Source organism: Rosenbergiella nectarea (genome assembly GCF_900111105.1).
Classification (GTDB): Bacteria; Pseudomonadota; Gammaproteobacteria; order Enterobacterales; family Enterobacteriaceae; genus Rosenbergiella; species Rosenbergiella nectarea.
In genome coordinates this window covers 86,051-108,461 of sequence record NZ_FOGC01000012.1, presented here as the reverse complement: position 1 = coordinate 108,461, position 22,411 = coordinate 86,051, and the positions used below count along the sequence as shown (strand labels likewise).

The 22,411-nt window shown below is 50.3% G+C and carries 24 protein-coding genes; 6 read left to right on the top strand and 18 right to left on the bottom strand.

Annotated features, from left to right (window positions below; all coding sequences use genetic code 11):
- Positions 1-8: 8 nt before the first annotated feature.
- The 4 genes from BMX14_RS13905 to yceD are packed head-to-tail and all read right to left on the bottom strand — an operon-like array spanning position 9 to position 2,709.
- Positions 9-962, bottom strand: a complete 954-nt coding sequence (locus BMX14_RS13905; protein ID WP_092677765.1) for a beta-ketoacyl-ACP synthase III — start codon at positions 960-962, stop codon at positions 9-11.
- Positions 963-1,976, bottom strand: a complete 1,014-nt coding sequence (plsX, locus tag BMX14_RS13900) for a phosphate acyltransferase PlsX (RefSeq protein WP_092677763.1) — start codon at positions 1,974-1,976, stop codon at positions 963-965.
- Between the two features lie 26 nt (positions 1,977-2,002).
- Positions 2,003-2,173, bottom strand: coding sequence for a 50S ribosomal protein L32 (gene rpmF, locus BMX14_RS13895; RefSeq protein ID WP_048911991.1), 171 nt, complete (start codon positions 2,171-2,173; stop codon positions 2,003-2,005).
- A 14-nt stretch (positions 2,174-2,187) separates the two neighbouring features.
- Positions 2,188-2,709, bottom strand: coding sequence for a 23S rRNA accumulation protein YceD (gene yceD, locus BMX14_RS13890; protein WP_092677761.1), 522 nt, complete (start codon positions 2,707-2,709; stop codon positions 2,188-2,190).
- Between the two features lie 142 nt (positions 2,710-2,851).
- Between yceD and BMX14_RS13885 the strand changes: the two genes are divergently transcribed.
- A complete protein-coding gene (locus tag BMX14_RS13885; RefSeq protein ID WP_092677759.1) occupies positions 2,852-3,439 on the top strand; it encodes a Maf family protein in 588 nt (195 codons plus the stop codon).
- 12 nt (positions 3,440-3,451) lie between these two features.
- Here the strand turns inward: BMX14_RS13885 and rluC are convergent, their stop codons facing one another.
- Complete coding sequence (rluC, locus tag BMX14_RS13880) at positions 3,452-4,411, bottom strand: 23S rRNA pseudouridine(955/2504/2580) synthase RluC (RefSeq protein WP_092677757.1); 960 nt, start codon at positions 4,409-4,411, stop codon at positions 3,452-3,454.
- Positions 4,412-4,957: 546 nt separating this feature from the next.
- Between rluC and rne the strand changes: the two genes are divergently transcribed.
- Positions 4,958-7,939, top strand: coding sequence for a ribonuclease E (rne, locus tag BMX14_RS13875; protein WP_092677755.1), 2,982 nt, complete (start codon positions 4,958-4,960; stop codon positions 7,937-7,939).
- Positions 7,940-7,988: 49 nt separating this feature from the next.
- Here rne and flgL read toward each other — a convergent pair whose 3' ends face one another.
- The 11 genes from flgL to flgB form a co-directional block, all read right to left on the bottom strand.
- Positions 7,989-8,951 (bottom strand): flagellar hook-associated protein FlgL, encoded by a 963-nt coding sequence (flgL, locus tag BMX14_RS13870; protein ID WP_092677753.1) that lies wholly within the window; start codon positions 8,949-8,951, stop codon positions 7,989-7,991.
- Between the two features lie 23 nt (positions 8,952-8,974).
- Positions 8,975-10,609, bottom strand: a complete 1,635-nt coding sequence (flgK, locus tag BMX14_RS13865) for a flagellar hook-associated protein FlgK (RefSeq protein ID WP_092677751.1) — start codon at positions 10,607-10,609, stop codon at positions 8,975-8,977.
- 96 nt (positions 10,610-10,705) lie between these two features.
- Positions 10,706-11,614, bottom strand: coding sequence for a flagellar assembly peptidoglycan hydrolase FlgJ (gene flgJ, locus BMX14_RS13860; RefSeq protein ID WP_092677749.1), 909 nt, complete (start codon positions 11,612-11,614; stop codon positions 10,706-10,708).
- Entirely contained in the window at positions 11,614-12,717 is a 1,104-nt protein-coding gene (locus tag BMX14_RS13855) for a flagellar basal body P-ring protein FlgI (protein WP_092677747.1), read from the bottom strand. Before BMX14_RS13855 ends, flgJ begins: the two co-directional genes overlap by 1 nt.
- A 12-nt stretch (positions 12,718-12,729) precedes the next feature.
- Entirely contained in the window at positions 12,730-13,419 is a 690-nt protein-coding gene (locus tag BMX14_RS13850) for a flagellar basal body L-ring protein FlgH (protein WP_092677805.1), read from the bottom strand.
- A 53-nt stretch (positions 13,420-13,472) separates the two neighbouring features.
- A complete protein-coding gene (gene flgG / locus BMX14_RS13845) occupies positions 13,473-14,255 on the bottom strand; it encodes a flagellar basal-body rod protein FlgG (RefSeq protein WP_092677745.1) in 783 nt (260 codons plus the stop codon).
- Positions 14,256-14,267: 12 nt separating this feature from the next.
- The gene (locus BMX14_RS13840) at positions 14,268-15,029 is read right to left on the bottom strand and encodes a flagellar basal body rod protein FlgF (RefSeq protein ID WP_092677743.1); all 762 of its coding nucleotides are present in this window, start codon (positions 15,027-15,029) and stop codon (positions 14,268-14,270) included.
- A 15-nt stretch (positions 15,030-15,044) separates the two neighbouring features.
- Positions 15,045-16,247 carry a flagellar hook protein FlgE gene (gene flgE, locus BMX14_RS13835; RefSeq protein WP_092677741.1) on the bottom strand — a complete coding sequence of 401 codons (1,203 nt, stop codon included), beginning with the start codon at positions 16,245-16,247 and terminating at the stop codon, positions 15,045-15,047.
- Between the two features lie 16 nt (positions 16,248-16,263).
- Positions 16,264-16,926 (bottom strand): flagellar hook assembly protein FlgD, encoded by a 663-nt coding sequence (flgD, locus tag BMX14_RS13830; RefSeq protein ID WP_092677739.1) that lies wholly within the window; start codon positions 16,924-16,926, stop codon positions 16,264-16,266.
- A gap of 13 nt (positions 16,927-16,939) precedes the next feature.
- Positions 16,940-17,338, bottom strand: coding sequence for a flagellar basal body rod protein FlgC (gene flgC / locus BMX14_RS13825; RefSeq protein ID WP_092677737.1), 399 nt, complete (start codon positions 17,336-17,338; stop codon positions 16,940-16,942).
- Positions 17,339-17,351: 13 nt separating this feature from the next.
- On the bottom strand, positions 17,352-17,762 hold the full coding sequence (gene flgB / locus BMX14_RS13820) for a flagellar basal body rod protein FlgB (protein ID WP_092677735.1): 411 nt from the start codon (positions 17,760-17,762) through the stop codon (positions 17,352-17,354).
- Between the two features lie 150 nt (positions 17,763-17,912).
- Between flgB and flgA the strand changes: the two genes are divergently transcribed.
- From flgA to BMX14_RS13805, 3 genes are all read left to right on the top strand, one after another.
- Positions 17,913-18,557 (top strand): flagellar basal body P-ring formation chaperone FlgA, encoded by a 645-nt coding sequence (flgA, locus tag BMX14_RS13815; RefSeq protein ID WP_092677733.1) that lies wholly within the window; start codon positions 17,913-17,915, stop codon positions 18,555-18,557.
- Between the two features lie 91 nt (positions 18,558-18,648).
- Positions 18,649-18,951, top strand: a complete 303-nt coding sequence (gene flgM / locus BMX14_RS13810) for a flagellar biosynthesis anti-sigma factor FlgM (RefSeq protein ID WP_092677731.1) — start codon at positions 18,649-18,651, stop codon at positions 18,949-18,951.
- On the top strand, positions 18,944-19,369 hold the full coding sequence (locus tag BMX14_RS13805; protein WP_177173166.1) for a flagella synthesis protein FlgN: 426 nt from the start codon (positions 18,944-18,946) through the stop codon (positions 19,367-19,369). The genes flgM and BMX14_RS13805 overlap by 8 nt, the downstream gene beginning before the upstream one ends.
- A gap of 3 nt (positions 19,370-19,372) precedes the next feature.
- Here the strand turns inward: BMX14_RS13805 and murJ are convergent, their stop codons facing one another.
- Together murJ and rimJ are read right to left on the bottom strand one after the other, a co-directional pair.
- Positions 19,373-20,911 carry a murein biosynthesis integral membrane protein MurJ gene (gene murJ / locus BMX14_RS13800; RefSeq protein WP_092677727.1) on the bottom strand — a complete coding sequence of 513 codons (1,539 nt, stop codon included), beginning with the start codon at positions 20,909-20,911 and terminating at the stop codon, positions 19,373-19,375.
- A gap of 115 nt (positions 20,912-21,026) precedes the next feature.
- On the bottom strand, positions 21,027-21,599 hold the full coding sequence (rimJ, locus tag BMX14_RS13795) for a ribosomal protein S5-alanine N-acetyltransferase (protein WP_092677725.1): 573 nt from the start codon (positions 21,597-21,599) through the stop codon (positions 21,027-21,029).
- Positions 21,600-21,751: 152 nt separating this feature from the next.
- On the opposite strand from rimJ, the gene grxB reads away from it, so the two are divergent.
- A complete protein-coding gene (gene grxB / locus BMX14_RS13790; RefSeq protein WP_092677723.1) occupies positions 21,752-22,399 on the top strand; it encodes a glutaredoxin 2 in 648 nt (215 codons plus the stop codon).
- Positions 22,400-22,411: the final 12 nt, after the last annotated feature.

The window sequence follows — 22,411 nt, the reverse complement described above, 5'->3', positions numbered from 1 at the left end:
CCTGTCAATCAAAAACGAACGAGGGCAGAGCCCCAAGTAAAACCACCGCCAAAGGCTTCTAATAAAATCAACTGCCCCCGTTGAATTCGTCCATCGCGCACGGCTTCATCGAGCGCGGTCGGCACGGATGCCGCTGAAGTATTACCGTGACGATCAAGCGTGACGACGACTTTATCCATTCCCATATGCAATTTTTTAGCCGTGGCGCTAATAATACGTAAATTGGCTTGGTGAGGCACTAGCCAATCAAGCTCTGAACGATCAATTCCATTCGCTTCCAATGTTTCTTCAACAATGTGGGCGAGTTCAGTGACCGCAACCTTGAACACCTCGTTACCTGCCATGGTTAAATAGGATGGCTGATCTTGGTGCTCACGATCTTGATAACCTAATGTCAGTAATTTCCCAAAACTGCCATCAGCGTGTAGATGGGTTGAGATAATTCCAGCACTCTCACTCTGACCAAGTAACACTGCCCCGGCGCCATCACCGAACAAGATGACGGTGCCTCGATCGTTAGGATCGAGTGTGCGAGTTAACGCATCAGCCCCAATCACCAGCGCGTGTTTCACTGCACCATTTTTGATGTATTGATCGGCAACGCTGAGTGCATAGGTGAACCCCGCACAGGCGGCGGCTAAGTCAAATGCAGGACAGTCGGTGATGCCCAACAGTTGTTGGATCATACAGGCGGAACTCGGGAAAGCGTGGCTCGATGACGTGGTCGCAACGATGATGAGTCCGATGTCGTTTTTATCGATCCCCGCCATCTCGATGGCTTTTTGCGCAGCATAGAAACCCATAGTCGCCACGTTTTCATCGGGACCCGCAACGCGACGTTCACGGATACCGGTACGAGTAACAATCCATTCGTCGGTTGTCTCTACCATTTTTTCTAAATCTGCATTGGTGCGGATTTGTTCAGGTAGATAACTACCCGTACCCATAATTTTGCTAAACATTTATGTTCTGTCACTCCTGGCTACTACAGTGGCTAATTGGCGGGCGACTCGCTGGGAGAGTTGCCGCTGTACCGTCAATATTGACTGCTCAATTGCCGCTAAAAAAGCTTGCTGATTCGCTGCCCCATGGCTCTTAATGACCACGCCCGACAACCCTAATAAAAATGCACCATTATACTTATCTGGATCAATCTTACTGGTATTTGGTGAAAGCAGTGTTCGGATAAGCCGCCGCCAGCTAGACTGGCCACGCCCTGCACGTTGAAGAAAATATCTAACCGCGCCTTCTAACGTCTTCAATGCCACATTGCCACTGAACCCATCACAGACCAAGACATCAGCTTGACCTGTTAGTAATTCACTTCCTTCTAAGAAGCCAGTATAACGGATCACGCTCTGTTGCCGTAATAATTTCGCGGCTTGACGGATAGATTCTTTCCCTTTGCCCTCTTCTTGACCAACATTAAGCAATGCGATCCGAGGTTCAGAGATGGCTAACATTTGTTGCGCCACTACTGCGCCCATCATCGCAAACTGCAGTAACATTTCACTGTCCGCCTCAACATTGGCGCCAATATCGAGGATGACGGTCTGGCCATCCAAGGCGTTGGGCAACAGGGTCATTAACGCTGGGCGACGGATTTGTGGCAGAGGTTTGAGAAGGAATAATGCCAGCCCCATCAGCGTACCGGTATCCCCTGCACTCAGGCAAGCCTGCGCTTTCTGCTCTTTGACTAACTCTAACGCAAGCCGCATTGAGCTATTTTTACTTTGGCGAATGGCCGATGAGGGTTTTACATCACTGGTGATAACAGACTCAGCCGCGACGCAATGAAGACGTTCGAGTACAGAGGAATCTGCTGTCACAAGTAATGGCTGAAGTGTGTCGGGAAGGCCGACAAGAAAAATCTCTAAGAAGGGATAGATGCCCAGTGCCTGCAGAACTGCAGGCACTGTCACGTGGGGACCGAAATCCCCGCCCATGGCGTCAACAGCCAGGGTCACACGTGTCAAAGTAATACCTAGCTTCGCGGCCAGAATTACTTAGCAATTACCTTGCGACCACGGTAGTAACCGTCAGCAGTCACATGGTGACGCAGATGAGTTTCGCCAGAAACTTTATCTACGGACAGAGCAGACGTAGTCAGTGCATCGTGTGAACGGCGCATGCCACGCTTGGAACGGGTTGGTTTATTCTGTTGTACGGCCATGGACCTTACTCCTATTACTTACGCTTTAAACTTGCTAATACGGCAAATGGATTTGGTTTTTCTGCCTCAGCAGGCAAATCGCCAAATACCATATCCGCGTCGGACACTTCACAGTGTTCAGAATCATGTACCGGAACGACAGGCAATGCGAGGATAAGTTCATCTTCGATTACCGCAAGCACATTGACTTCGCCAAACTCATCGACTTCAACGGGCTCATAATCTTCTGGTAACGCTTCCGCCTGCTCGTCATTGCGAACAGGGCTGAAGAGGTATTTTACGTGGACAGTATGAGTGAACGTGTCATTACAACGCTGGCAGCATAACGTTACCGTTACGTCAGCGCTGCCCTCAAGGACGGCTAAGCGCTGGCTATCAATGCCGAAAGACATGGTACACGACACATCGGTGTCCACACTCACCACTGAATCGGCTAAACGTTGTAACGCGTCCGCAACATAGACTCCCTGATAATCAAGGCGTTTCTGTGCAGTACGTTGCAGATCCAGAGTAAGAGGTAATTTTACTATTTGCATAGGGCGCGCATATTAACTTTGTAATGATAAAGAGTCAAAGAAAAAGGCCATTGACCCGCATCTTTAACCGAGAAATTCGCAACCAGTGCGGCAGATAGTTTAAGATGAGTTGACCTAATTCGCTATAGATTATGAAAAAAATATGTCTTATAACCTCGTACTCGCCTCTTCCTCTCCTTTTCGTCAGGCGGTTTTAGATAAACTGGGACTCCCCTTTTTCTGTGCCGCACCCGATATCGACGAATCGGCGGCTCCCAGAGAATCGATTGAAGAGCAAGTGTTACGCCTAGCCCGCGAAAAGGCTTCAGCGCTGATCGACCGATATCCAGACAGCATCATTATCGGCTGTGACCAATTGGGGAGTTTAGCTGAACGCATCTTGGGCAAGCCCCATACCCCAGAGCAGGCGTTTATCCAGTTGCGTGCTTCTTCCGGACAATGTGTGACATTCCACACCGGTTTGGCCGTGTATGACGGCGTTAACCATCAGTGGCATCAGCGGCTAGAAACCTATCAAGTCTTTTTTCGAGAACTCACCGACGACGAAATCTGGGGCTACATCCATAAAGAACAACCGTTACAATGTGCAGGGAGTTTTAAATCGGAGGGATTGGGGATCACGCTATTTGAGCGAATGGCGGGAGATGACCCGAATACGCTCGTCGGTTTACCCTTGATTGCGCTATCGGCCATCCTTAGAAAAATAGGCATTAATCCGTTAACCGATTAATGCCCTACTCACTTAGGCGTTTTTCTTCTGACGCAGTGTCGTTAAACAGCGTTTAAGCCCTGAATCTAACGGGGCTTCAACCCTTAGGGTTTCACCTGTCCCAGGATGGGTAAAGGTCAGCGCTGCCGCATGCAGGAAGAGACGCGAGAGTCCAGTGCCGGCTAATTGTTGATCAAAACTGGCGACACCATAGCGGTCATCGAAGGCGATAGCATGACCAGCATGTAGAGTATGCACCCGAATCTGATGAGTGCGCCCGGTGACCGGACTCGCTTTGACCAAGGTCGCGAAGCCAAAACGCTCTTCAACCTTAAACCGTGTCTCGGAGGGTTTACCTTCAGTACTGACTTTCACGACCCGCTCACCACTTTGCAAAATATTTTTCAGCAGCGGGGCTTTAACGGATTTAAGGTGGGAAGGCCATTCGCCGCGCACCAATGCCAGATAATCTTTCTGCATAGTCTTATCACGCAGCTGTTCATGCAAAGAGCGCAACGCAGACCGTTTTTTAGCGACGAGTAGAATGCCCGAGGTATCGCGATCTAATCGATGAACTAATTCCAGAAAACGCGCATCCGGTCGCAAGGCACGTAAACCTTCGATAACCCCGAAACTCAAGCCACTACCACCGTGTACCGCCGTACCGGAGGGCTTATTCAACACCAGAATCGCCTCGTCTTCGTACAGGATAGCGTCATCTAACTGCGCGACGCGTGCTAACTTAGGCGAGACTTCCGGCGCCTCACTCTGAGAAGTCCGAACCGGTGGGATACGCAGTTCATCGCCGGCAATAAGTTTATATTCCGGTTTTACTCTTTTTTTGTTCACTCGAACCTCACCTTTACGTAAGATTCGATAAATCATGCTCTTCGGAACCCCTTTCAAAAAGGTCCGCAAAAAGTTATCAATTCGCTGTCCGTCGTGTTCCGACGTGATGGCAATCAGCTGTACGCCATTATGTTCTGTTTTCATGCGGATAAGTGTAAAGAGACTCAAGATTGATCGCTACTCTTTTATTACTCTTACGTCCGCCAATATCGCGCACTATGCTCTCTTTTTAACCAGCTATTTTCTGGTTTTCCTCTTAAATTGCTCAAATAATAAATAAAGTGATCAACAACGCGAAAGTCACCTTGCTATATGAAGGGGAGCAATGGAATAATGCTGGGGCTGAACGATTACAGAACTTTGCATCGTAAAGCAACTTAGTTGAATTTTTATCTGATGAGACAACACGCTGCAATGGCATAAGACGTCGAGTGGATTCAGATAGTTAGCGGGCTGCGGACTGCAGCCTGAACGAGATGGGATATTGCCCTCTCCCCTTATTTTGGGAAGAGATGATCTCTACGGAATTGTGAAGCTGATTAGTAACACTTCCCCGACGTTATGCGCTTCTTAAGCGATCGACAGCCGTGAGGCTGACGTCATTGCCTACAGACACGAAGCCATCGGATAACTCGCTCATCGCAGTAATGCCCGCAGCTTTTCAAAAATGATAATGACGAGAACATGTAAATGAAAAGAATGCTCATTAACGCAACTCAGCAGGAGGAGTTGCGTGTCGCACTGGTAGATGGACAAAAACTCTATGACTTGGATATTGAAAGTCCGGGCCATGAACAAAAGAAAGCGAATATTTATAAAGGTAAAATCACCCGTATTGAACCCAGCTTAGAAGCCGCTTTCGTTGACTATGGTGCTGAACGCCATGGTTTTCTCCCTCTTAAGGAAATCTCTCGCGAATACTTCCCTGACAATTACTCCGGTCATGGACGTCCAAACATCAAAGATGTTTTACGCGAAGGCCAAGAAGTTATTGTACAAATTGATAAGGAAGAGCGCGGCAATAAAGGGGCAGCACTGACCACCTTTATCAGTCTAGCGGGAAGTTATCTGGTCCTTATGCCTAATAACCCACGCGCAGGGGGTATCTCCCGTCGTATTGAAGGCGATGACCGCAGTGAATTAAAAGAAGCCCTCTCCTCTCTCGATATTCCTAATGGCATGGGTCTGATCGTGCGGACCGCAGGCGTCGGGAAATCAGCAGAATCGCTACAGTGGGACTTAAACTTTCGACTGAAACACTGGGAAGCGATTCAAAAGGCAGCGAGCAGCCGTCCAGCGCCTTTCCTGATCCACCAAGAAAGTAATGTGATTGTCCGTGCGTTCCGTGACTACTTGCGTCAAGACATCGGTGAAATCCTTATCGATAACCCTAGTGTCCTTGAATTAGCCCGCCAACATATCGCTGCGTTAGGCCGCCCTGATTTCACCAGCAAAATTAAATTGTACTCCGGTGAAATTCCCCTGTTTAGCCACTATCAAATTGAATCGCAGATTGAATCTGCGTTCCAGCGTGAAGTGCGTCTGCCTTCTGGTGGCTCTATCGTCATCGATACCACTGAAGCCTTGACCGCTATCGATATTAACTCTGCGCGCTCAACCCGTGGCGGCGATATCGAAGAAACTGCCTTTAATACTAACCTTGAAGCGGCCGATGAGATTGCGCGTCAATTGCGGTTACGTGACTTAGGTGGCTTAATCGTTATCGACTTTATCGATATGACGCCAACCCGCCATCAGCGTGCCGTCGAAAACAAATTACGTGATGCCGTCCGCCAAGACCGCGCGCGCATTCAAATCAGCCATATTTCACGCTTTGGTTTGCTTGAGATGTCGCGCCAGCGTCTAAGTCCTTCACTGGGCGAATCGAGCCACCATGTTTGTCCACGTTGTAGTGGCACCGGAACCATCCGCGATAACGAATCCTTAGCGCTCTCTATCCTGCGTCTTATCGAAGAAGAAGCGTTAAAGGACAACACCAAAGAAGTGCATGCGATCGTGCCAGTACAAGTCGCCTCGTACTTACTCAACGAGAAGCGCTCGGCGGTCAATGCCATTGAGACTCGCCAAGGTGGCGTGAAAACCGTTATCGTTCCAGACGACAAGATGCAGACACCACACTACTCAGTACTGCGCGTACGCAAAGGTGAAGAGACTCATACGCTCAGTTACCACTTGCCGAAATTGCACGAAACCGAGATGGCGCTGCCATCGGAAGACGATACGGTTGAACGTCGTCGCTCTGAGCAACCTGCACTGGCTGCTTTTGTTATGCCTGATGCACCACCTGTCGCGGCAGAAGCGCCCGCTCAGCCTACCACAGAAAAAACGACGGGTTGTTTCTTTAGCCGCCTAGTGAAAGGGATTAAAGCCTTCTTCGCTGGCGCTGATAATGCAGAAAAACCTGCGGCAGACACCACGACAACCGCGCCTGCTGCATCGACTGCGTCGCAACAGCAAGATAAACAGCGCCAATCAGATCGTCGTAACACTCAGCGCCGTAATAACAACCGTTATGATCGCAATGATAAGAACGACCGTTCTGGCCGTCAGAGTCAAAAAGAGACTAGCGTAACGGGACAACAAGACGAGACTCGTCTTCAATCTCCACGTAACCAGCCAAACAATACGGAAAACGCGACTCGTCAAGAACGTGCCCCGCGCCAAGACAATGCGATCAGCGATGAAGTGCGTCAGCAACGCGAACAGCAACGTCGTGAGCAACGTGCTGAACGTCAGCGTCGTCGCCAAGAAGAGCGTCGTCAGCAACAAGAAGCGCGTAAGCAAGAAACGGCCCCCGTGCTGGAAGACGAAGCGTCATCAAGCGAAGAAGCACCGCGTGAAGTAAAGGTCGCGCCACGCCGTCAACCTCGTACTCTGCAACAAAAAGTCCGTGTGACTGACACTGATGCCGCCGTTGCAGTCGCTGCGCCACACGCTGAACAAGCGGTAGAGGTCGCTGCGCCAGTTGAAACAGCCACGGCGCGTCAGGCTAGCATGGATAATCAGGAGAGTGTTGCACCACGCCGCTCGCGTCGCTCACCACGCCACCTGCGGGTAAGTGGTCAACGCCGTCGCCGCTATCGTGATGACCGTTATCCACAACAAACCCCGATGGCCGTGACCACGGCGGCCGCTGCGCCGGAAATGGCATCAGGTAAGGTATGGGTACGTTATGATCTGGCACTCACCCCTGAGGAACCGATGATTGACGCTGTGAATGAAACGGATAACGAGCAAACTGCTACGCTGCCAGTCACCGATTCTACGCCTGTTGAAACAACCATGACATCCGTTGCAGCGACCCCAGCAGAGACTGTTGAAACACCCGTTGTTCCTGAACCCGTATCAACCGTGGAACCCGCAGCCGTTAAAGAAGAGCATGTTGCGCCACAGTCCGAGGTTATCGAGACTCAGCCTGCGGTCAACGAAACTCAGCCGACGATCGCGGAACCTATCACCCCGACCGCAGTTACCGCGGGTCGTCTGGTGGCCACCTCACCCGTGACAAAAGCTGAGGCCCCAGCTTGGGTCTCTGAGCCGATGAAACAGAGTGATTGGATGCGTCCGGTCTATCACTTCACCGGTAAGGGCTCGGCAGGCGGACATGCTGCACGTCACCATGCCACCGCCGACGTGACCAAAACGAGCTAAGTCAGCGCAATACAAAACACCCGCGATAGTGCGGGTGTTTTGCTATCTATCACCTATTCATTTGAAACAGCGAGAGTTTGGACATTTGCGTAAAGGCGGTATAGCTGGCTTGTAACGCAGTCTGCTTCATTTGATACTCCGAAATAGTTTGCGTCATATCGGCATCCGTTAACTGACTCAATTGGCCTTGGGCAAGCACACTCTGGCTGGCACTGATCGACCCTAGGCTATCTAATTCCTTCAACTGGGTACCATTTTCAGATTGAATGGACAGAATATTGTTCAAACTATTATTTAACCCTCGGTTTGCCTTATTCATTGCCTCCTGAAAATCCTTCATCCCCGCATCATCGGCATCTTTCAGCGGTGTCTTCAGGGCAGCAATCGCTTTGTCTAAGACCGAGAAGAGATCCGTATCGCCCAAACTACCATCAGGTTCTACTTTCGGATTGGGTGGAGCGGATTGAAAAACCTGTTTACCGGTGTGGGTTAGGGTCATTACCCGTTGGCTATCCACCTGTTGCATAATTGGTTGTTCGCCCCCTTGATAGGTCGCTCCTTGTGCTCCCTCGACAAACGGCGGCTGGCCGGTGTTATACCCGGCAAACAAATAGCGTCCGCTGCTGTCCTGACTGTTCGCGATGGTCATTAATTGACTACGCGCCCCTTCTAACTTCGCTGCCACGGATTGCCTATCATCATCATTTAAGGTACCGGTTGAACCATAAATAATGTCACTGATCGCAGATTGAATAGTATCGCTTAACGAGGATAGCGCGGTGGCTTCGGTGCTCAGGGTGGTTTGTGCAAATTGCTGCGCCATACCGTAACGCTGTTCGGTACGCTGATGCTGCTGTATCCCCAAAGCTTGTGACGCCGCAATCGGATCATCCGAAGGAGAAACAACCCGCTTACCGGTAGAGAGTCGCTGTCCAGTGGCTAACCAATCCGCTTGAGTCTGACTGATCCCTCGCAGCTGTTGCTGGAAAATAAAGGTGGTACTTAATCGCATATTACTTACTCCCGCTCTCTGGATTAACTCCGCACGCTGATCAAGGCATCGAATAGCGCACTGGCGGTATTCAACACTTGTGTATTGGCAATGTAATACTGTTGATATTGGGTTAAATTGGCATACTCCTCATCCAAATTGACCCCTGATACGGCTTGCTGGCGCGCGGTTAGCTGCGTAATGATATTATCCGACAAGTTCACGGCATTCCCATACGCTTGCGTCTGTGTGCCGACAAAACTTACCGCAGAGCTCCATGTCTGACTGAAGGTTTGTGTGCCGCCAACCCATTTTTGTGACTGTAAGTCGAGCATCTTCTGAACATTGCGATTGTCACTTTCACCCGAGAGGTCCTCTGCGGCGGCTAATTTATTCGGATCGCTAAAGTTTAATGAAAACTGATGGGTTATCTGATTAACGGGCTGTAGTAAAAAACTGTCGCCCTCTGTCGGTGTTCCGGTCACTGAGAGTTCGAGCCCTTCAAAACTCAATGTTGAACCATCATCAGATAGCGTGGCGTTAATTGAGCTATTATCACTTAACCGAGTCACCTGCCAACTCCCTTCTTTAAAAGCAACACGATAATCAGAGGCTTGTACTTGTTGCGGATCCGTAAATGTCGCACTCAGTGTAGCATCACCTTTATTTAACTGATTTTGCTTAACGGTCGGTTGACCGATAGTGAACATCGCTTCCCCTTGCTGTCCATTAAGGTCATAGCCCTGTTGCTGGACGCTGTTCATCGCCGAGGTAAAAGCAAGCGTCAATTGGCCTAGGCGGTTTTGAAGTTGATTCAATTCATCATGCCGAAAGGCAAGTAACCCGCCTATCTTACCGGTCTTAAGCAGTTTCTCAGGCAGCTCAACCTTTCCTGCAACCTTATCTTGGTAACCGATGGTCAATTGATCAGGGTTGGCATTGGAGGGAATCGCCTCTAATGCATAACTTTTGCTGCCACTGACCAAGGTGAAACCGTTAGCAATACTGACGGTCATATTGCCATCTTGCATTGCGACCGTTACTCCCACCTGATCATTAAGCTCACGCACTAACTGGTCACGCTGGTCGAGAAGATTATTGGGGGCATCGCCGCTTTGCGATAATTGGGAAATCCGTTGGTTAAGCGTGGCGAGTTGCTGGGTATAACTATTGATGGCTGAGACGGTACTCTGCAATTGTGTGTTGATATCGCGCTGTTGCTGATCGAGCATCGTCTGCGTACTGGTAAACTGATTAGTGAGCGCCGCGGCCTGAGACATAACCGCCTGACGAGCGGCGGGGTCAGCGGCATTATTCACCACATTCTGTAGCGTATCAAAAAAAGCCTCGAGCCCGTCATTTAATGTCCCCCCCTCTAGGGTCATCTGTTTATCGATGGCAGAGAGCTGAGTATAGTGCGCCGACTGTGCGCTGCTCTTGGCACTGGCATTGCGCAGTTGACTATCGATTAATGCATCGTATTGCCGTTGGACACCGTTCACAATCGCCCCATTTCCGTACCAACTGTTACCACTAAATGTATTTTGCGCTTCAGAAATAACCGTGATCTGCCGGTTATATCCCGCAATGGTATAACTACTAATATTATTCGCGGTGCTATTTAACAGTTGCTGGGCGGCACTTAGTCCACTCATTGCAGAATTAATTAAACTCGACATAACTTTTCCTTACCCTAATAAACTTGCAGATGCCTTGGCCTGACAACGTTCCAACCTGTTTATCGGCACAAGATAAGCGAGACTTTATAAAGACAATTAAAATAATTCGTTAAGATTGAGCGTGGCGGTAGGATGATGTGTGGGGAGGCTTTGATTGAGCTGACGGATAATCGTCAATAGCTTTTGTGCATAATTAGGGTCGGTGGCATAACCCGCTTGTTGTAACGCGTAGGCCCCTTGTTCTGCGCTACGTGCAGAGGTTACTGCTTGGTAACGAGGATTATTCACCAGTAGATCGCCATAATCCTGCAATGCTTCCTGCCATGATCGGTAGACGCGAAAGGGTTCGGTGGTTTTTTCTGCCTGACCTTGTCGATACTCAGTCGTCAGGGTAGCCGTCGTCGGCCCCTGCCAACGATTACCTGCTTTAATTCCAAACAAGTTATGACTAGGCAGCCCCCGCTCAGTCGTGATTTGCCGCTGCCCCCAGCCTGACTCAAGGGCTGCTTGGGCCAGGATCAATTTCACGGGTATCCCCGTTTCTCGGCTCACACTCCTCACATGCGGCAGTAAACGTTTAATAAATTGCTGCATCGGTTGTGCCAGCTGCGCAACGCTATCAACCTTACGTTCCACCAACTGTGATACCCGTTGGAAAAACTGCCGATCATTATCGAAAGGCAAGGCGCGTTGTCCGACTTCTGCGGACGGAGGGGTTACCGGCTGCATTTGCTTTTCGATTAATGCGGCAAGCCCCAAATGGCTATCCGGTGTCATCTGGGTGATCTGCTGATCATACAAAGAGGTAAACAGCCGTTGTTGATCGCTGCCAAGCAGATCTCCCCCCGGCAAGCTTTGCCGCATACTTTTTAGCATCATCTGTAAGAAGATGCCTTCGACTTGTCGTGCCACTGCCGCGATATTCTGTTGCGGCGACTGTTTTGCCGCCCCACGTAACGCGTTCAGTTCATTGACATCCCAACCCGTTGTTAAGGTCATATCCATTAAAGAATCTCCAATTCCGCATTAAGGCAACCCGCGCTTTCCATCGCCTGTAAAATGGACATCAGTTCAGTCGGGGTTGCACCGAGGGTATTCAGTGCTGCCACCACATCATTTAACGACGCACTGGTATTCACTTTCTGTAGCGCACCGCCCTGCTCGCGTAACGAAATATTCGTCTGCGGCGTCACCACCGTTTCTCCCCCCGCGAGCGGCGTATCTGGTTGGTTAACCTTTGTTTGGTTATCGACCGTCACGGATAAGTTACCTTGTGCAACGGCACAGCGTTCGATACTGACTTGCTGATTCATAATCACTGAACCCGTCCGGGCATTGATCACAATCTTCGCCCGTGCGGTTGGCAATGTAATCGGTAAATCCATCAGTTTGGCCAACAGCTGCACTTGTGAGGCCTGGGAAGGAGAGACTTTCACCGCGACACTGCCGGCATCGAGTGGCACTGCCGCAGAATAACCACTTTGTTTATTAATGACGTCAGCCACCCGCTGCGCGAGGGAAAAATCGTTACGCGATAGTTGCAGGATCAGTTGATTTTTATCACCAAAATTATTGGTCAGTTCCCGCTCGACCGTTGCGCCCCCCGTGATCCGTCCACCATTCAGTTGGTTAACTTGTACACTGCTCCCCCCGGCTTGCGCGCCCGCACCGCCGATCAGCACATTCCCTTGCGCGAGGGCATAGACCTGATTATCCACCCCTTTCAACGGCGTCAATAACAACGTACCGCCCCGCAAACTTTTCGCATTCCCCATCGAAGACACCACCACATCGACCGTTTGGCCTTGTCGTGCGAAGGCCGGCAGTTTAGCCGTCACCATCACAGCGGCCACATTTTTTAGTTGGATATTGGTTCCTGCGGGTAGCGTAATACCGAGCTGTGACAACATATTGCTCATCGACTGAGTGGTAAAAGGGGTTTGCGTGGTTTGGTCGCCGGTACCATCTAAGCCCACCACTAATCCGTAACCAATCAAGGCATTTTCCCTGACTCCTTGCACTTGGGTAACATCTCGAATACGCAGTGTTTGCGCGAGTGAGGAAAGACTCATACAGAGTAAACCCACCATGATGATGATCATTCGCATCCTAGGACTCCCTTACATCGGTGCGATAGTTAAGAAGAAACGCTGTAGCCATCCCATTTGTTGGGCATCGTTAATATAGCCATTCCCGACATACTCGATTCGTGCATCGGCAACTGAGGTGGATAGCACCGCATTATCGGCATTGATGGTGCGCGGGTTCACCACACCAGAGAAACGAATAAACTCGGTCCCCTGATTAATTTCAATTTGCTTCTCCCCGACTACGTTCAAATTACCGTTTGCGAGCACTGCTGAGACCGATACGGTGATCGTTCCGGTGAAGGTATTATTCGCCGAGGCTCCCCCCTTTCCAGCAAAATCGTTACTGCCTGCCCCATCAAAGTTAGCCTTATCGCCGCCCAATAAGCCATTTAACGAACGAGGCACTACGCTCAGACCGAACTGGCCACTGCCTTTTCGTGACGCATTACTGCTTGAGCTTTTACTGGCGCTGACGTTTTCCCGCAGGATGATGGTTAAGGTATCGCCGATCGCGCGGGGTCTGCGATCTTCAAACAGAGGTTGATAGCCGAAATTCATTGGCGCAACCGCTTGGAAGATTGACCCATTCATTACAGGTTGCGGCAGTACGGCGGGCTTGGCTGAGGTGTCTCCTTTCACTAACGGAGTATGGGGAATGAGCGCACAGCCGCTGAGGGCGCTCAAGCATGACCACATCAGTCCAGTGTAAAACCAGCGCATTTTCACCGTTATCTCCTGTCTTATTTTGGGCGTGTGACCACGCCCATGTCGGTTTAGAGTTGTGTTAGACGTTGTAACATTTGGTCCGAGGTACTGATGGCTTTACTGTTAATCTCGTAAGCACGTTGCGTCTGGATCATGGTGACTAACTCCTCAGCGACATTAACATTCGAGGTTTCGACATAGCCTTGATAGAGCGATCCCGCCCCATTTTGACCCGGCGTACTCTCGGTTGCCGCGCCAGAAGCTTGGGTCTCTTGATACAAGTTCTCTCCCTTACTTTCTAATCCGGCATCGTTGACAAAGGTATTCAGGGTTAATTGGCCAACCTGAGCCGGTTGCGTCTGCCCGGCTTGCGTCACACTCACAATGCCATCTTTGGAGATGGTAATGCTTAAGGCATCCGCCGGAATGGTGATCCCTGGCTGAACCGGATAGCCCGCGTTATTCACTAATTGCCCATTCTGATCCACTTGAAACGATCCATCCCGGGTGTAAGCCGAGCTACCGTCCGGTAGCAAGACTTGAAAATAGCCTTGTCCGTTGATGGCGACATCTTTCGCATTATCGGTTTTCGATAAATTACCCTGAGAGTGCAGGCGCTCGGTGGTGACTGGGCGCACCCCAGTGCCGATTTGTAAACCGGAAGGCAAGGTATTCTGCTCTGAAGCCTGCGTTCCTGGTTGGCGAAGGGTCTGATAGAGCAAATCTTCAAATACCGCGCGTGAGCGTTTGAAGCCATTCGTCGAAACGTTGGCGAGGTTATTGGAAATGACATCCATGTTCGTTTGCTGGGCATCAAGTCCGGTTTTCGCAATCCATAAAGAACGGATCATGGTCTTTCCTTATCAACTTGTGATAGATAATAACTGGTTAGCCTTTTGCTCATTCTGATCAGCATGGCTGATCTCTTTCATTTGCATTTCGAAGCGACGGGCATGATTAATCATCTCCACCATCGATTGCACGGGATTGACGTTACTTTCCTCCAACACACCCGGCATCACTTTACCCAAGGGATCACCCGGTAACCGTGCGTCGCCAAACTGGGCAATGGCTTTCGCGGTTGGCCGAAAAAGCCCGTCATCGCCACGCGTCACCATGGTGGGTTCACCTTGTGCAATCTTTAATCGCCCGATCGCGACCGTAGCATTAGGCTGATCCCCGGCATTCAAGGCGGTAAGGGTACCATCCGTTGCGAGGGTTAATTGCGCATGCTCCGGGATGGTTATTGGCCCCCCTTCCCCCACCACAGGATGGCCATTCAAGGTGAGGATCCCGTCCGGTGAGACTTGCATGTTGCCATTACGCGTGTAGGCCTCGCTGCCATCCGGTAGCGTTACGGCAAGCCAATCGTTGGGGTGTAGCGCCACATCGAGTGTCCGTTCCGTGTAATTAAAACGACCGGCGGAGAGATCCGCTCCCGGGGTGGAGGCGGTGACAAAACTGCGTGTGGCGAGGGAGGCACCTTCCACCGGGACCGCGCGAAAATTCGCCAGTTGTGCTTTGAAGCCGGGGGTCGAGACGTTCGCTAAATTACTCGAGGTCACCGCCTGTAAAGCAAGGGTTTGGCTTGCTCCGCTCATCGCGGTATAGATCATCCTATCCATGAATGGCGCTATCCTTTACCGTAAGTTAACCAAGGTGTTGAGTATCTGGTCTTGGGTTTTTATTGTCTGCGCATTGGATTGATAATTACGTTGCGCGACGATCATATTGACGAGCTCTTTACTGAGATCGACGTTCGACGCCTCTAATGCACCCGCCGTCATGGTGCCCAAATTACCGCTGCCAGGCGTCCCGATGGCCGGCTGTCCTGAAGCAGAACTTTCGCTCCACAAATTGTTACCCATTGGTTGTAGCCCTTCACTGTTAGTGAAGCTACTGAGGACAATCTGCCCCATCGCTTGGGTGCGTTGATTCGAATAACTGCCGATAATTGTGCCATCGTCATTAATGGTGAACCCGGTCAGATCGCCCGGCGCGTAGCCGTCTTGCTTAGGATTACCAAATTGCGTTTCGCCGGTATTCTGCTGACTACTGCCAGCGAAATCTAAGGTCAAGGCTTGGTCAGCCGCCGCTCCATTAGCCCCTTGTATAGTGATTGACTGCATAGCATCGCTGGTCAGTTGACCATTTGCATCGAAGCTCATGGTAAAGTCGGCTGATGCTTCACCCGTCGAACTATCTATGGGATACACTTGCCACTGATTGTCGGCCGTTTTTACGAAATAGAGATCGAGTTGGTGGTCATTCCCTTGGCTGTCATAGACGGTCATGCTGCTTTTCGCGTTATAGCTGTTGGCCTCTTTAGCATCAAACGGCGTGATCGTTGGTAAGGCATCCGAAGAGTTCAAATTGACCTGTAGCGATCCTTGAGTGGTCGCGCGGGCAGGAAGCTGGGTCGTCGGGATCATAATCGGCACGGGATCCGCGCCGGTCTGTACTGTCGCGGGAGAACCCGCTACCGGGTAGCCGGTCACTTGAAGACCTTCGGTGTTAACTAAGTAACCGTCGGCATTACGCTGCAACTGGCCATTACGTGAGTAATAAATCGAGCCATTGCTATCCACTAAACGGAAGAAACCATTCCCCGAGAGCGCTACATCGAGATTACGTCCCGTTGCATTGATGGCACCATCACCAAAGTTTTGGATAACCGCCGACACTTTGGTCCCCAGCCCTGTTTGGCTACCGGCAAACATATCGGCGAAGGCAGCGGTTGAACTCTTGAACCCACTGGTTGCTGAGTTAGCAATATTATTCCCTATCACATCCAAGTTACTTGAGGCAGCATTCAATCCACTGACTGCTTGCGAAAAAGACATACTTATCTCCTACTGGTTAAAGAATTTGCTTAATTTGATCGAGGGTGGCAGTACCATAGGTCCCTAAATTGAGTACCGCACCGGTGGCGGTCGGGCTGACCCCATAAACGATGGCGTAAGTTAGAGGAGTCGTTTTTAGCGCGCCGGTATCATTACTCGCATCAATGGTGACGGTGTATTTTCCTGCCGGAGCGACACTATCATCGTCAAGCGTGCCATCCCATTGGAAGGTGTGCGTGCCGGCCCCCATCGGCCCGAGGTCTAATTGGGCGATGACATTACCATCACTATCTTTAATGGTAGCGGTGACCGCACTGGCGGCAGCATCCGTTTCGAATCCAAAAGGTGTGGTGGCCTCTTCCCCAACCAGAATGGCATCGCCGGGTACCATTACCCCATGACCTATCAGCAGTGTGTTTTGCACCGATTGATTGGTATTAATCTGTCCAGAAATGGATGACAGGGTAGTGTTCAAATTCTCGATCCCCGCCAAGGTGTTGATCTGAGCCAGCTGGGTCGTTAACTGGCTGTTATCCATCGGGTTAGTGGGATCTTGATTTTTCAATTGCGCGATTAACAGTGTCAGGAATTGATTCTGTAAATCTGTGCTCGAATTTCCCGAAGCCGTGGTCGTGGCACTGGCGCTTAGTCGATTAGTGCTGCTAATGTCAGATAACATGCATCGATTCTCCTTATTGGCCCAGTGTCAGGGTCTTCAGCATGAGGCTTTTTACGGTATTCAACACCTCAACATTGGCTTGATAACTGCGTGAGGCAGAGATGCTGTTCACCGTTTCAGCGACGACATTGACATTAGGCATTTTGACATAGCCTTTTTCATCGGCGAGGGGGTTCTCCGGCTGATAAACCTGCTTAAACGGCGTCGGATCATCGATGATCCCTGACACTTTCACGCCACCAATACCGGCTGCGTTCATCGGTTCGGCTTTAAAAATGACCTGTTTCGCCACATAGGGCTGACCATCAGGTCCCGTCACACTGTCGGCATTGGCTAAATTACTGGCGCTAACATTCAGGCGTTGCGACTGGGCCCGTAATGCCGAACCTGAGATATCGAATATTGAGAGCATGCTGCGAGGTTCCTTATCCTTGGATGGCACTGCTCAGCCATTTAATTTGATTAGAAAGGTAGGTCAGATCCGTTTGGTATTTCACGCTGTTTTCTGAAAATGCTACCCGCTCTCTATCCATATCCACGGTGTTACCGTCAGCGGAAGGCTGATCTGGCACGCGATACATCACGTTAAGGGGCTGAGCGGGTTGGGTTTTTCCGGCAATATGGCCCGCCGAGGTTAACCGTAAATGCATACCTTCTGCGGGCGTCGCGAGACCGGATATCCTGTGTTTAAGCGAAGCTGAGAAGGATATATCCCGCGCTTGATAGCCGGGGGTATCGGCATTGGCAATGTTGCCGGCTAAGATACTTTGTCGCTGAGTACGCAACGCGAGCGCTTTACTTACGAAGTCGAGATTCTGATCGAGGCGGTCCATCATAACGTTATCCTTACTGACTGAATATTACGCAGAATACGTTAATCATTTCAGAGTAAATCGTTTGAATAGCCGATGAAACACGGAGTAATTCCCTGCTTGGGGAGCGATAGCGAGGTTTACACTTAGCCTATTTATAAAGGGAGGTACCGTATGAAAGCGCTATGGATCGCAGCAAGCTTGTTGATGACGACCCCCGCCCACGCAGTCCCCCTAGCAGACCAGCTAGTGGCATTCTTTGCCCAACGTGAACCTGACTATGCAAAGACGCTGCAGGTGGAGATTTTGCGGCAACCGCCGACTCAGCTCACGTGTTCACACCCTCGCTTTCAGCTACCGAGTAATAGCCGCCGCTGGGGGCAACTGACGCTTACGGCGAAGTGTGATCAGCAAGTCGCCGTCTTACGCGTAGCGGTGAAAGTGAAGGGTAAATTTTACCGCAGTCAACAAACAATTAAACAAGGTACTTTAGTCACGGCAGACAATATAAAAGCAGACTTTGGCCGCCTAGATCAGTTACCGACAAACAGTTGGTTAACCCCCTTACCCTTACCATTAATCGCCTTACAACAGATCCCTGCAGGAAAGGTGCTAACCAAGAATCAATTTCGCCAACCATGGGTAATCAAGCAAGGACAAACGGTTCCGATAACGTTAATGGGTAAGGGGTTTCACATTGCAGGACGAGGCACTGCCTTAGACAATGCCGCGGTTAATCAGCCTTTACGGATCCGACTCGATAACGGCCAATGGCTGACAGCAACCGTGAATGAACGTAAAGAGATCATCGTGAAATAATCACTGAATAAAACTTATAAAGTTTCTCGTTATCTCGCCGATAAACGGAGAGAGCCACTATTATTATGCTTTTTTTTAAAAAGGACAGAGTATGACAATTGAAAAAATGCCAGGCATCACGGGGATGGGCAATGATGTGGTCCAAGGGCAAGCGCGCTCACGTACCCTGTCTACCGACCCGCGGTCGGCCCCGACCCTGATTGCCGAGAATCAAACCGATAGCGTCGATCTGAGCCAATCTCTCTCACGCTTCACTCAGCTCAGCCATAATGATATCGACCATGACAAAGTGCAGCGCTTACGCCAAGCGATCGCTGAAGGAACTTATCACCTTGATGCCGGTAAAATTGCGGACAACCTATTGGCCATCGCCAAGGGAGACTATTATGCCTGATCGTTACCGTAATTTGAGTACCGTTCTCAATAGTCTGTATCAAGTCCTGGCATCACTCGGCCATGTAATGAATGAAGAGCAGCAGCAACTCATGACGGCGTCGCCAGATAGCCGCCGCTTGATAAGTTTAAGTGAAGATAAACAGGCATTGTTGGTGACGCTAACCTTTGTTGAGCAACGACGAACCGAGTCAGAAAGCGCGTTAACGTTAGCGCCTCCCTACTCCGACCATCCATCATTGGCGGCACTGTGGCAGCGAATCGAACCGCTGGCACAGCAACTCGCTGAGCAAAATCAGCATACGGCCTTAATGCTCAGCCAGCAGCAAGCATGGACCGAGCAGGTGCTAAATATTCTCCAACCTCTGCAAGCCCAACGCTTTTATGGACCGGACGGTCATCCGGTCATGAATCGATAGGGATCAGCAGACACTGCGACGGGAGAAGTCTTTCACGCGAAAACCGAGGAGGAGTAGCGTAGCAAAGAAGCTTATGCCGCCCGCTGCACAGACTGCCGTAAGACGCAGTAAGCGTTCAAACATGACGCCTTGGCCCCATGCTGGCATATAGTGCAATACGCCATACAGTACGGCGGCCATCACCCCCACGGCCACGATCAATCGGACCAAAAAGATGCCCCATCCTGCTTGTGGGATGAAGAACTTTTTCTTACGCAGTTGCCAATAGAGTAATGCAGCATTTAAACACGCGGCCAACCCGATAGAGAGTGACAAGCCTGCATGCTTCAGCGGCCCAATAAAAGCTAAGTTCATGACCTGCGTCATAATCAGTGTCATGATGGCAATCTTAACCGGGGTTTTGATGTCCTGACGTGAATAAAAGCCCGGTGCGAGGACCTTCACCACAATCAGGCCCACTAAACCAATGGAATACGCCACCAGTGCACGTTGGGTCATTGCGGCATCGAAGGCAGAAAATTTACCGTATTGAAACAGTGCTGAAGTCAATGGACCCGCTAAAATACCGAGCGCCACCGCACTAGGCAGTGCCAGCAGTAGACAGAGACGTAGCCCCCAATCCATGAGTCGAGAATACTCGTCGAAATTACCGCTCGAAAAACTCCGCGATAGCGAAGGTAATAAAATCGTTCCTAATGCGACCCCTAACACGCCCGAGGGGAACTCCATCAAGCGATCAGCGTAATACATCCACGAGACGGAACCAGACACCAAGAACGAGGCGAAGATAGTATTAATGATGAGAGAGATTTGGCTTACCGACACCCCTAAGATAGCCGGCCCCATTTGGCGTAATACTCGCCAGACGCCGGCATCTTTTAGATTAATCCGGGGTAACACTAACATGCCAATTTTCTTCAGATGGGGAAGCTGATAGCCGAGTTGTAAAATCCCTCCGACCACCACAGCCCACGCCAACGCCATTACCGGCGGGTGAAAATAGCGTGATCCAATCAGCGCGAAACCAATCATACTGATGTTCAGCAAGGTTGGCGCAAACGCCGGGACCGAAAATCGGTTCCAGGTATTGAGGATAGCGCCGAGCAAGGAAGCAATCGAGATTAACAGGATATAGGGAAACGTGACCCGTAATAATGCAGTGGTTAGCGCAAATTTATCGGCGGTATCGGCGAAGCCTGGCGCGGTCACATAAATCACCCAAGGGGCAGCGATAATCCCTGCTACCGTGACCAGCGCGAGAACTAACGTTAATAATCCTGCCACGTAGGAGACGAAAATACGCGTCGCCTCCTCACCCTGTTTACTTTTGTATTCGGCCAGAATCGGGACAAAGGCTTGCGAGAAGGCACCCTCGGCAAAAATTCGACGTAATAAATTCGGCAGTTTAAAGGCGACAAAAAAGGCATCTGTCGCCATCCCCGCACCAAATACGCGCGCTACAATGGCATCGCGCGCAAAACCTAGCACCCGTGAGAACAGAGTCATGGAACTCACGGCCGCTAATGATTTAAGTAAATTCATAAAAGAAAAACATCCTGAATAATCGACAATGTAGGCTGTGCCACACGAATAATGCTGGCTAGTGTACTGCCATTCCTGGAAATAATCAGTTCCGATTGTTACAAGTAATGACGACTTAGTCCGCAGGGGTGATCAAAGCCGTGAGAACATGGTCTTCCCAGCGCCCGTTTATCTTAAGATAATCGCGGGCATACCCCTCTTTTTCGAATCCTAGTCGTTGTAACAGTGCCCCACTGCGCTGATTGCGTGGCATGTAGTTGGCCATAATCCGATGGAGTCGCTGCTGTTTTTGCAGATAAGGAATGATGACCGACAAGCCTTCAAACATCAGTCCCTTGCCTTGCTGCGCCGCTGCCAGTGAATACCCCAAATAACAGGCCTGAAAACCGCCGCGGATCACTTGGCTAACATTTGCGACGCCCCAGACCTGTTGCTGGCGAGGATCCATCAACAGAAAGTAAAAGGCTTCGCCCTGTTTTTGTTGCATCCCCATGACCTGCAAACGTGCTTCCCAGCCATGATGTTGGAAATAACTTTCATCGCGCAACGGCTCCCACGGCATCAAGAAATCTCGATTTTCATGGTAATAATCAGTCAGTAACCAACTATCCCGTTCTGCGACGGTTCTGATATGCATCGAGGGTGAATTCAGTGATATTCTCGGGCTCGGTGCGCGATAGCCAAACATAATGTCTCCAGCGAAACTCAATAAGCAGCGATTATTTGCTAATTAGCTCAACGAGTAAAGTCACACGACTGTTTTCGTCGTTTGGCAGAATCCGCCGTCTGACGTACAATTATTCATCTAGAAGATTGATTCCTTTAAGAATAGGACTGACTATGCATCTTTATGTTTATGACCACTGCCCGTTCTGTGTGAAAGCGCGGATGATTTTCGGTTTAGATCAGCAACCGGTTGACGCCTCTTTCTTGCTCAATGATGACGAGGAGACACCGAACAAGCTGATCGGGAAAAAGATGTTACCTATTTTGGTGAAAGACGATAACAGTGCGATGGGCGAAAGCTTAGACATCATCAACTATGTTGAGTCGCTGTCGGCCTCTCCTCGACTCTCCCGCGAGTCCTCGAAGGATCTGGCTCAGTGGCTAACGGATGTGGGCACTTATATCAATCAACTGCTGTTACCTATTATGCCAACCACCGACTTTGCGGAGTTCTCCACCGCCTCTGCGCGCGACTACTACTCGGCAAAAAAACAAGCTTATATTGGTGACTTCGGCCCGCTCCGCGCTGCGCGTGCCTCGCTTGTGGAAAAAATTAATCACGACCTCACTCGCCTGGTCGATATTATCCAGTCGCCTCACGCGGTGAACGGCACGCTCTCTTATGATGATATTCATCTCTTTCCGCTACTGCGTAACCTCACCTTAGTGAACGAAATCACTTGGCCGACACCCGTTGCCGCCCTGCGTGATTCACTCTCGACCCAATCCGGCGTACCCTTATTGTTCGATTTAGCCCACTAGAGGTTTGTTACT

Bases quoted from the DNA above. Each gene is read 5' to 3' on its own strand.
- flgB (WP_092677735.1), bottom strand. From the start codon at position 17,762: ATGATGGACCGCCTCGATCAGAATCTCGACTTCGTAAGTAAAGCGCTC.
- flgA (WP_092677733.1), top strand. From the start codon at position 17,913: ATGAAAGCGCTATGGATCGCAGCAAGCTTGTTGATGACGACCCCCGCC.
- flgG (WP_092677745.1), bottom strand. From the start codon at position 14,255: ATGATCCGTTCTTTATGGATTGCGAAAACCGGACTTGATGCCCAGCAA.
- BMX14_RS13840 (WP_092677743.1), bottom strand. From the start codon at position 15,029: ATGGATAGGATGATCTATACCGCGATGAGCGGAGCAAGCCAAACCCTT.
- rluC (WP_092677757.1), bottom strand. From the start codon at position 4,411: ATGAAAACAGAACATAATGGCGTACAGCTGATTGCCATCACGTCGGAA.
- BMX14_RS13905 (WP_092677765.1), bottom strand. From the start codon at position 962: ATGTTTAGCAAAATTATGGGTACGGGTAGTTATCTACCTGAACAAATC.
- BMX14_RS13850 (WP_092677805.1), bottom strand. From the start codon at position 13,419: ATGCGCTGGTTTTACACTGGACTGATGTGGTCATGCTTGAGCGCCCTC.
- BMX14_RS13805 (WP_177173166.1), top strand. From the start codon at position 18,944: ATGCCTGATCGTTACCGTAATTTGAGTACCGTTCTCAATAGTCTGTAT.
- flgE (WP_092677741.1), bottom strand. From the start codon at position 16,247: ATGTCTTTTTCGCAAGCAGTCAGTGGATTGAATGCTGCCTCAAGTAAC.
- murJ (WP_092677727.1), bottom strand. From the start codon at position 20,911: ATGAATTTACTTAAATCATTAGCGGCCGTGAGTTCCATGACTCTGTTC.
- flgM (WP_092677731.1), top strand. From the start codon at position 18,649: ATGACAATTGAAAAAATGCCAGGCATCACGGGGATGGGCAATGATGTG.
- BMX14_RS13855 (WP_092677747.1), bottom strand. From the start codon at position 12,717: ATGCGAATGATCATCATCATGGTGGGTTTACTCTGTATGAGTCTTTCC.
- flgK (WP_092677751.1), bottom strand. From the start codon at position 10,609: ATGTCGAGTTTAATTAATTCTGCAATGAGTGGACTAAGTGCCGCCCAG.
- flgL (WP_092677753.1), bottom strand. From the start codon at position 8,951: ATGCGATTAAGTACCACCTTTATTTTCCAGCAACAGCTGCGAGGGATC.
- flgD (WP_092677739.1), bottom strand. From the start codon at position 16,926: ATGTTATCTGACATTAGCAGCACTAATCGACTAAGCGCCAGTGCCACG.
- BMX14_RS13885 (WP_092677759.1), top strand. From the start codon at position 2,852: ATGTCTTATAACCTCGTACTCGCCTCTTCCTCTCCTTTTCGTCAGGCG.
- yceD (WP_092677761.1), bottom strand. From the start codon at position 2,709: ATGCAAATAGTAAAATTACCTCTTACTCTGGATCTGCAACGTACTGCA.
- flgC (WP_092677737.1), bottom strand. From the start codon at position 17,338: ATGCTCTCAATATTCGATATCTCAGGTTCGGCATTACGGGCCCAGTCG.
- rimJ (WP_092677725.1), bottom strand. From the start codon at position 21,599: ATGTTTGGCTATCGCGCACCGAGCCCGAGAATATCACTGAATTCACCC.
- flgJ (WP_092677749.1), bottom strand. From the start codon at position 11,614: ATGGATATGACCTTAACAACGGGTTGGGATGTCAATGAACTGAACGCG.
- rpmF (WP_048911991.1), bottom strand. From the start codon at position 2,173: ATGGCCGTACAACAGAATAAACCAACCCGTTCCAAGCGTGGCATGCGC.
- grxB (WP_092677723.1), top strand. From the start codon at position 21,752: ATGCATCTTTATGTTTATGACCACTGCCCGTTCTGTGTGAAAGCGCGG.
- rne (WP_092677755.1), top strand. From the start codon at position 4,958: ATGAAAAGAATGCTCATTAACGCAACTCAGCAGGAGGAGTTGCGTGTC.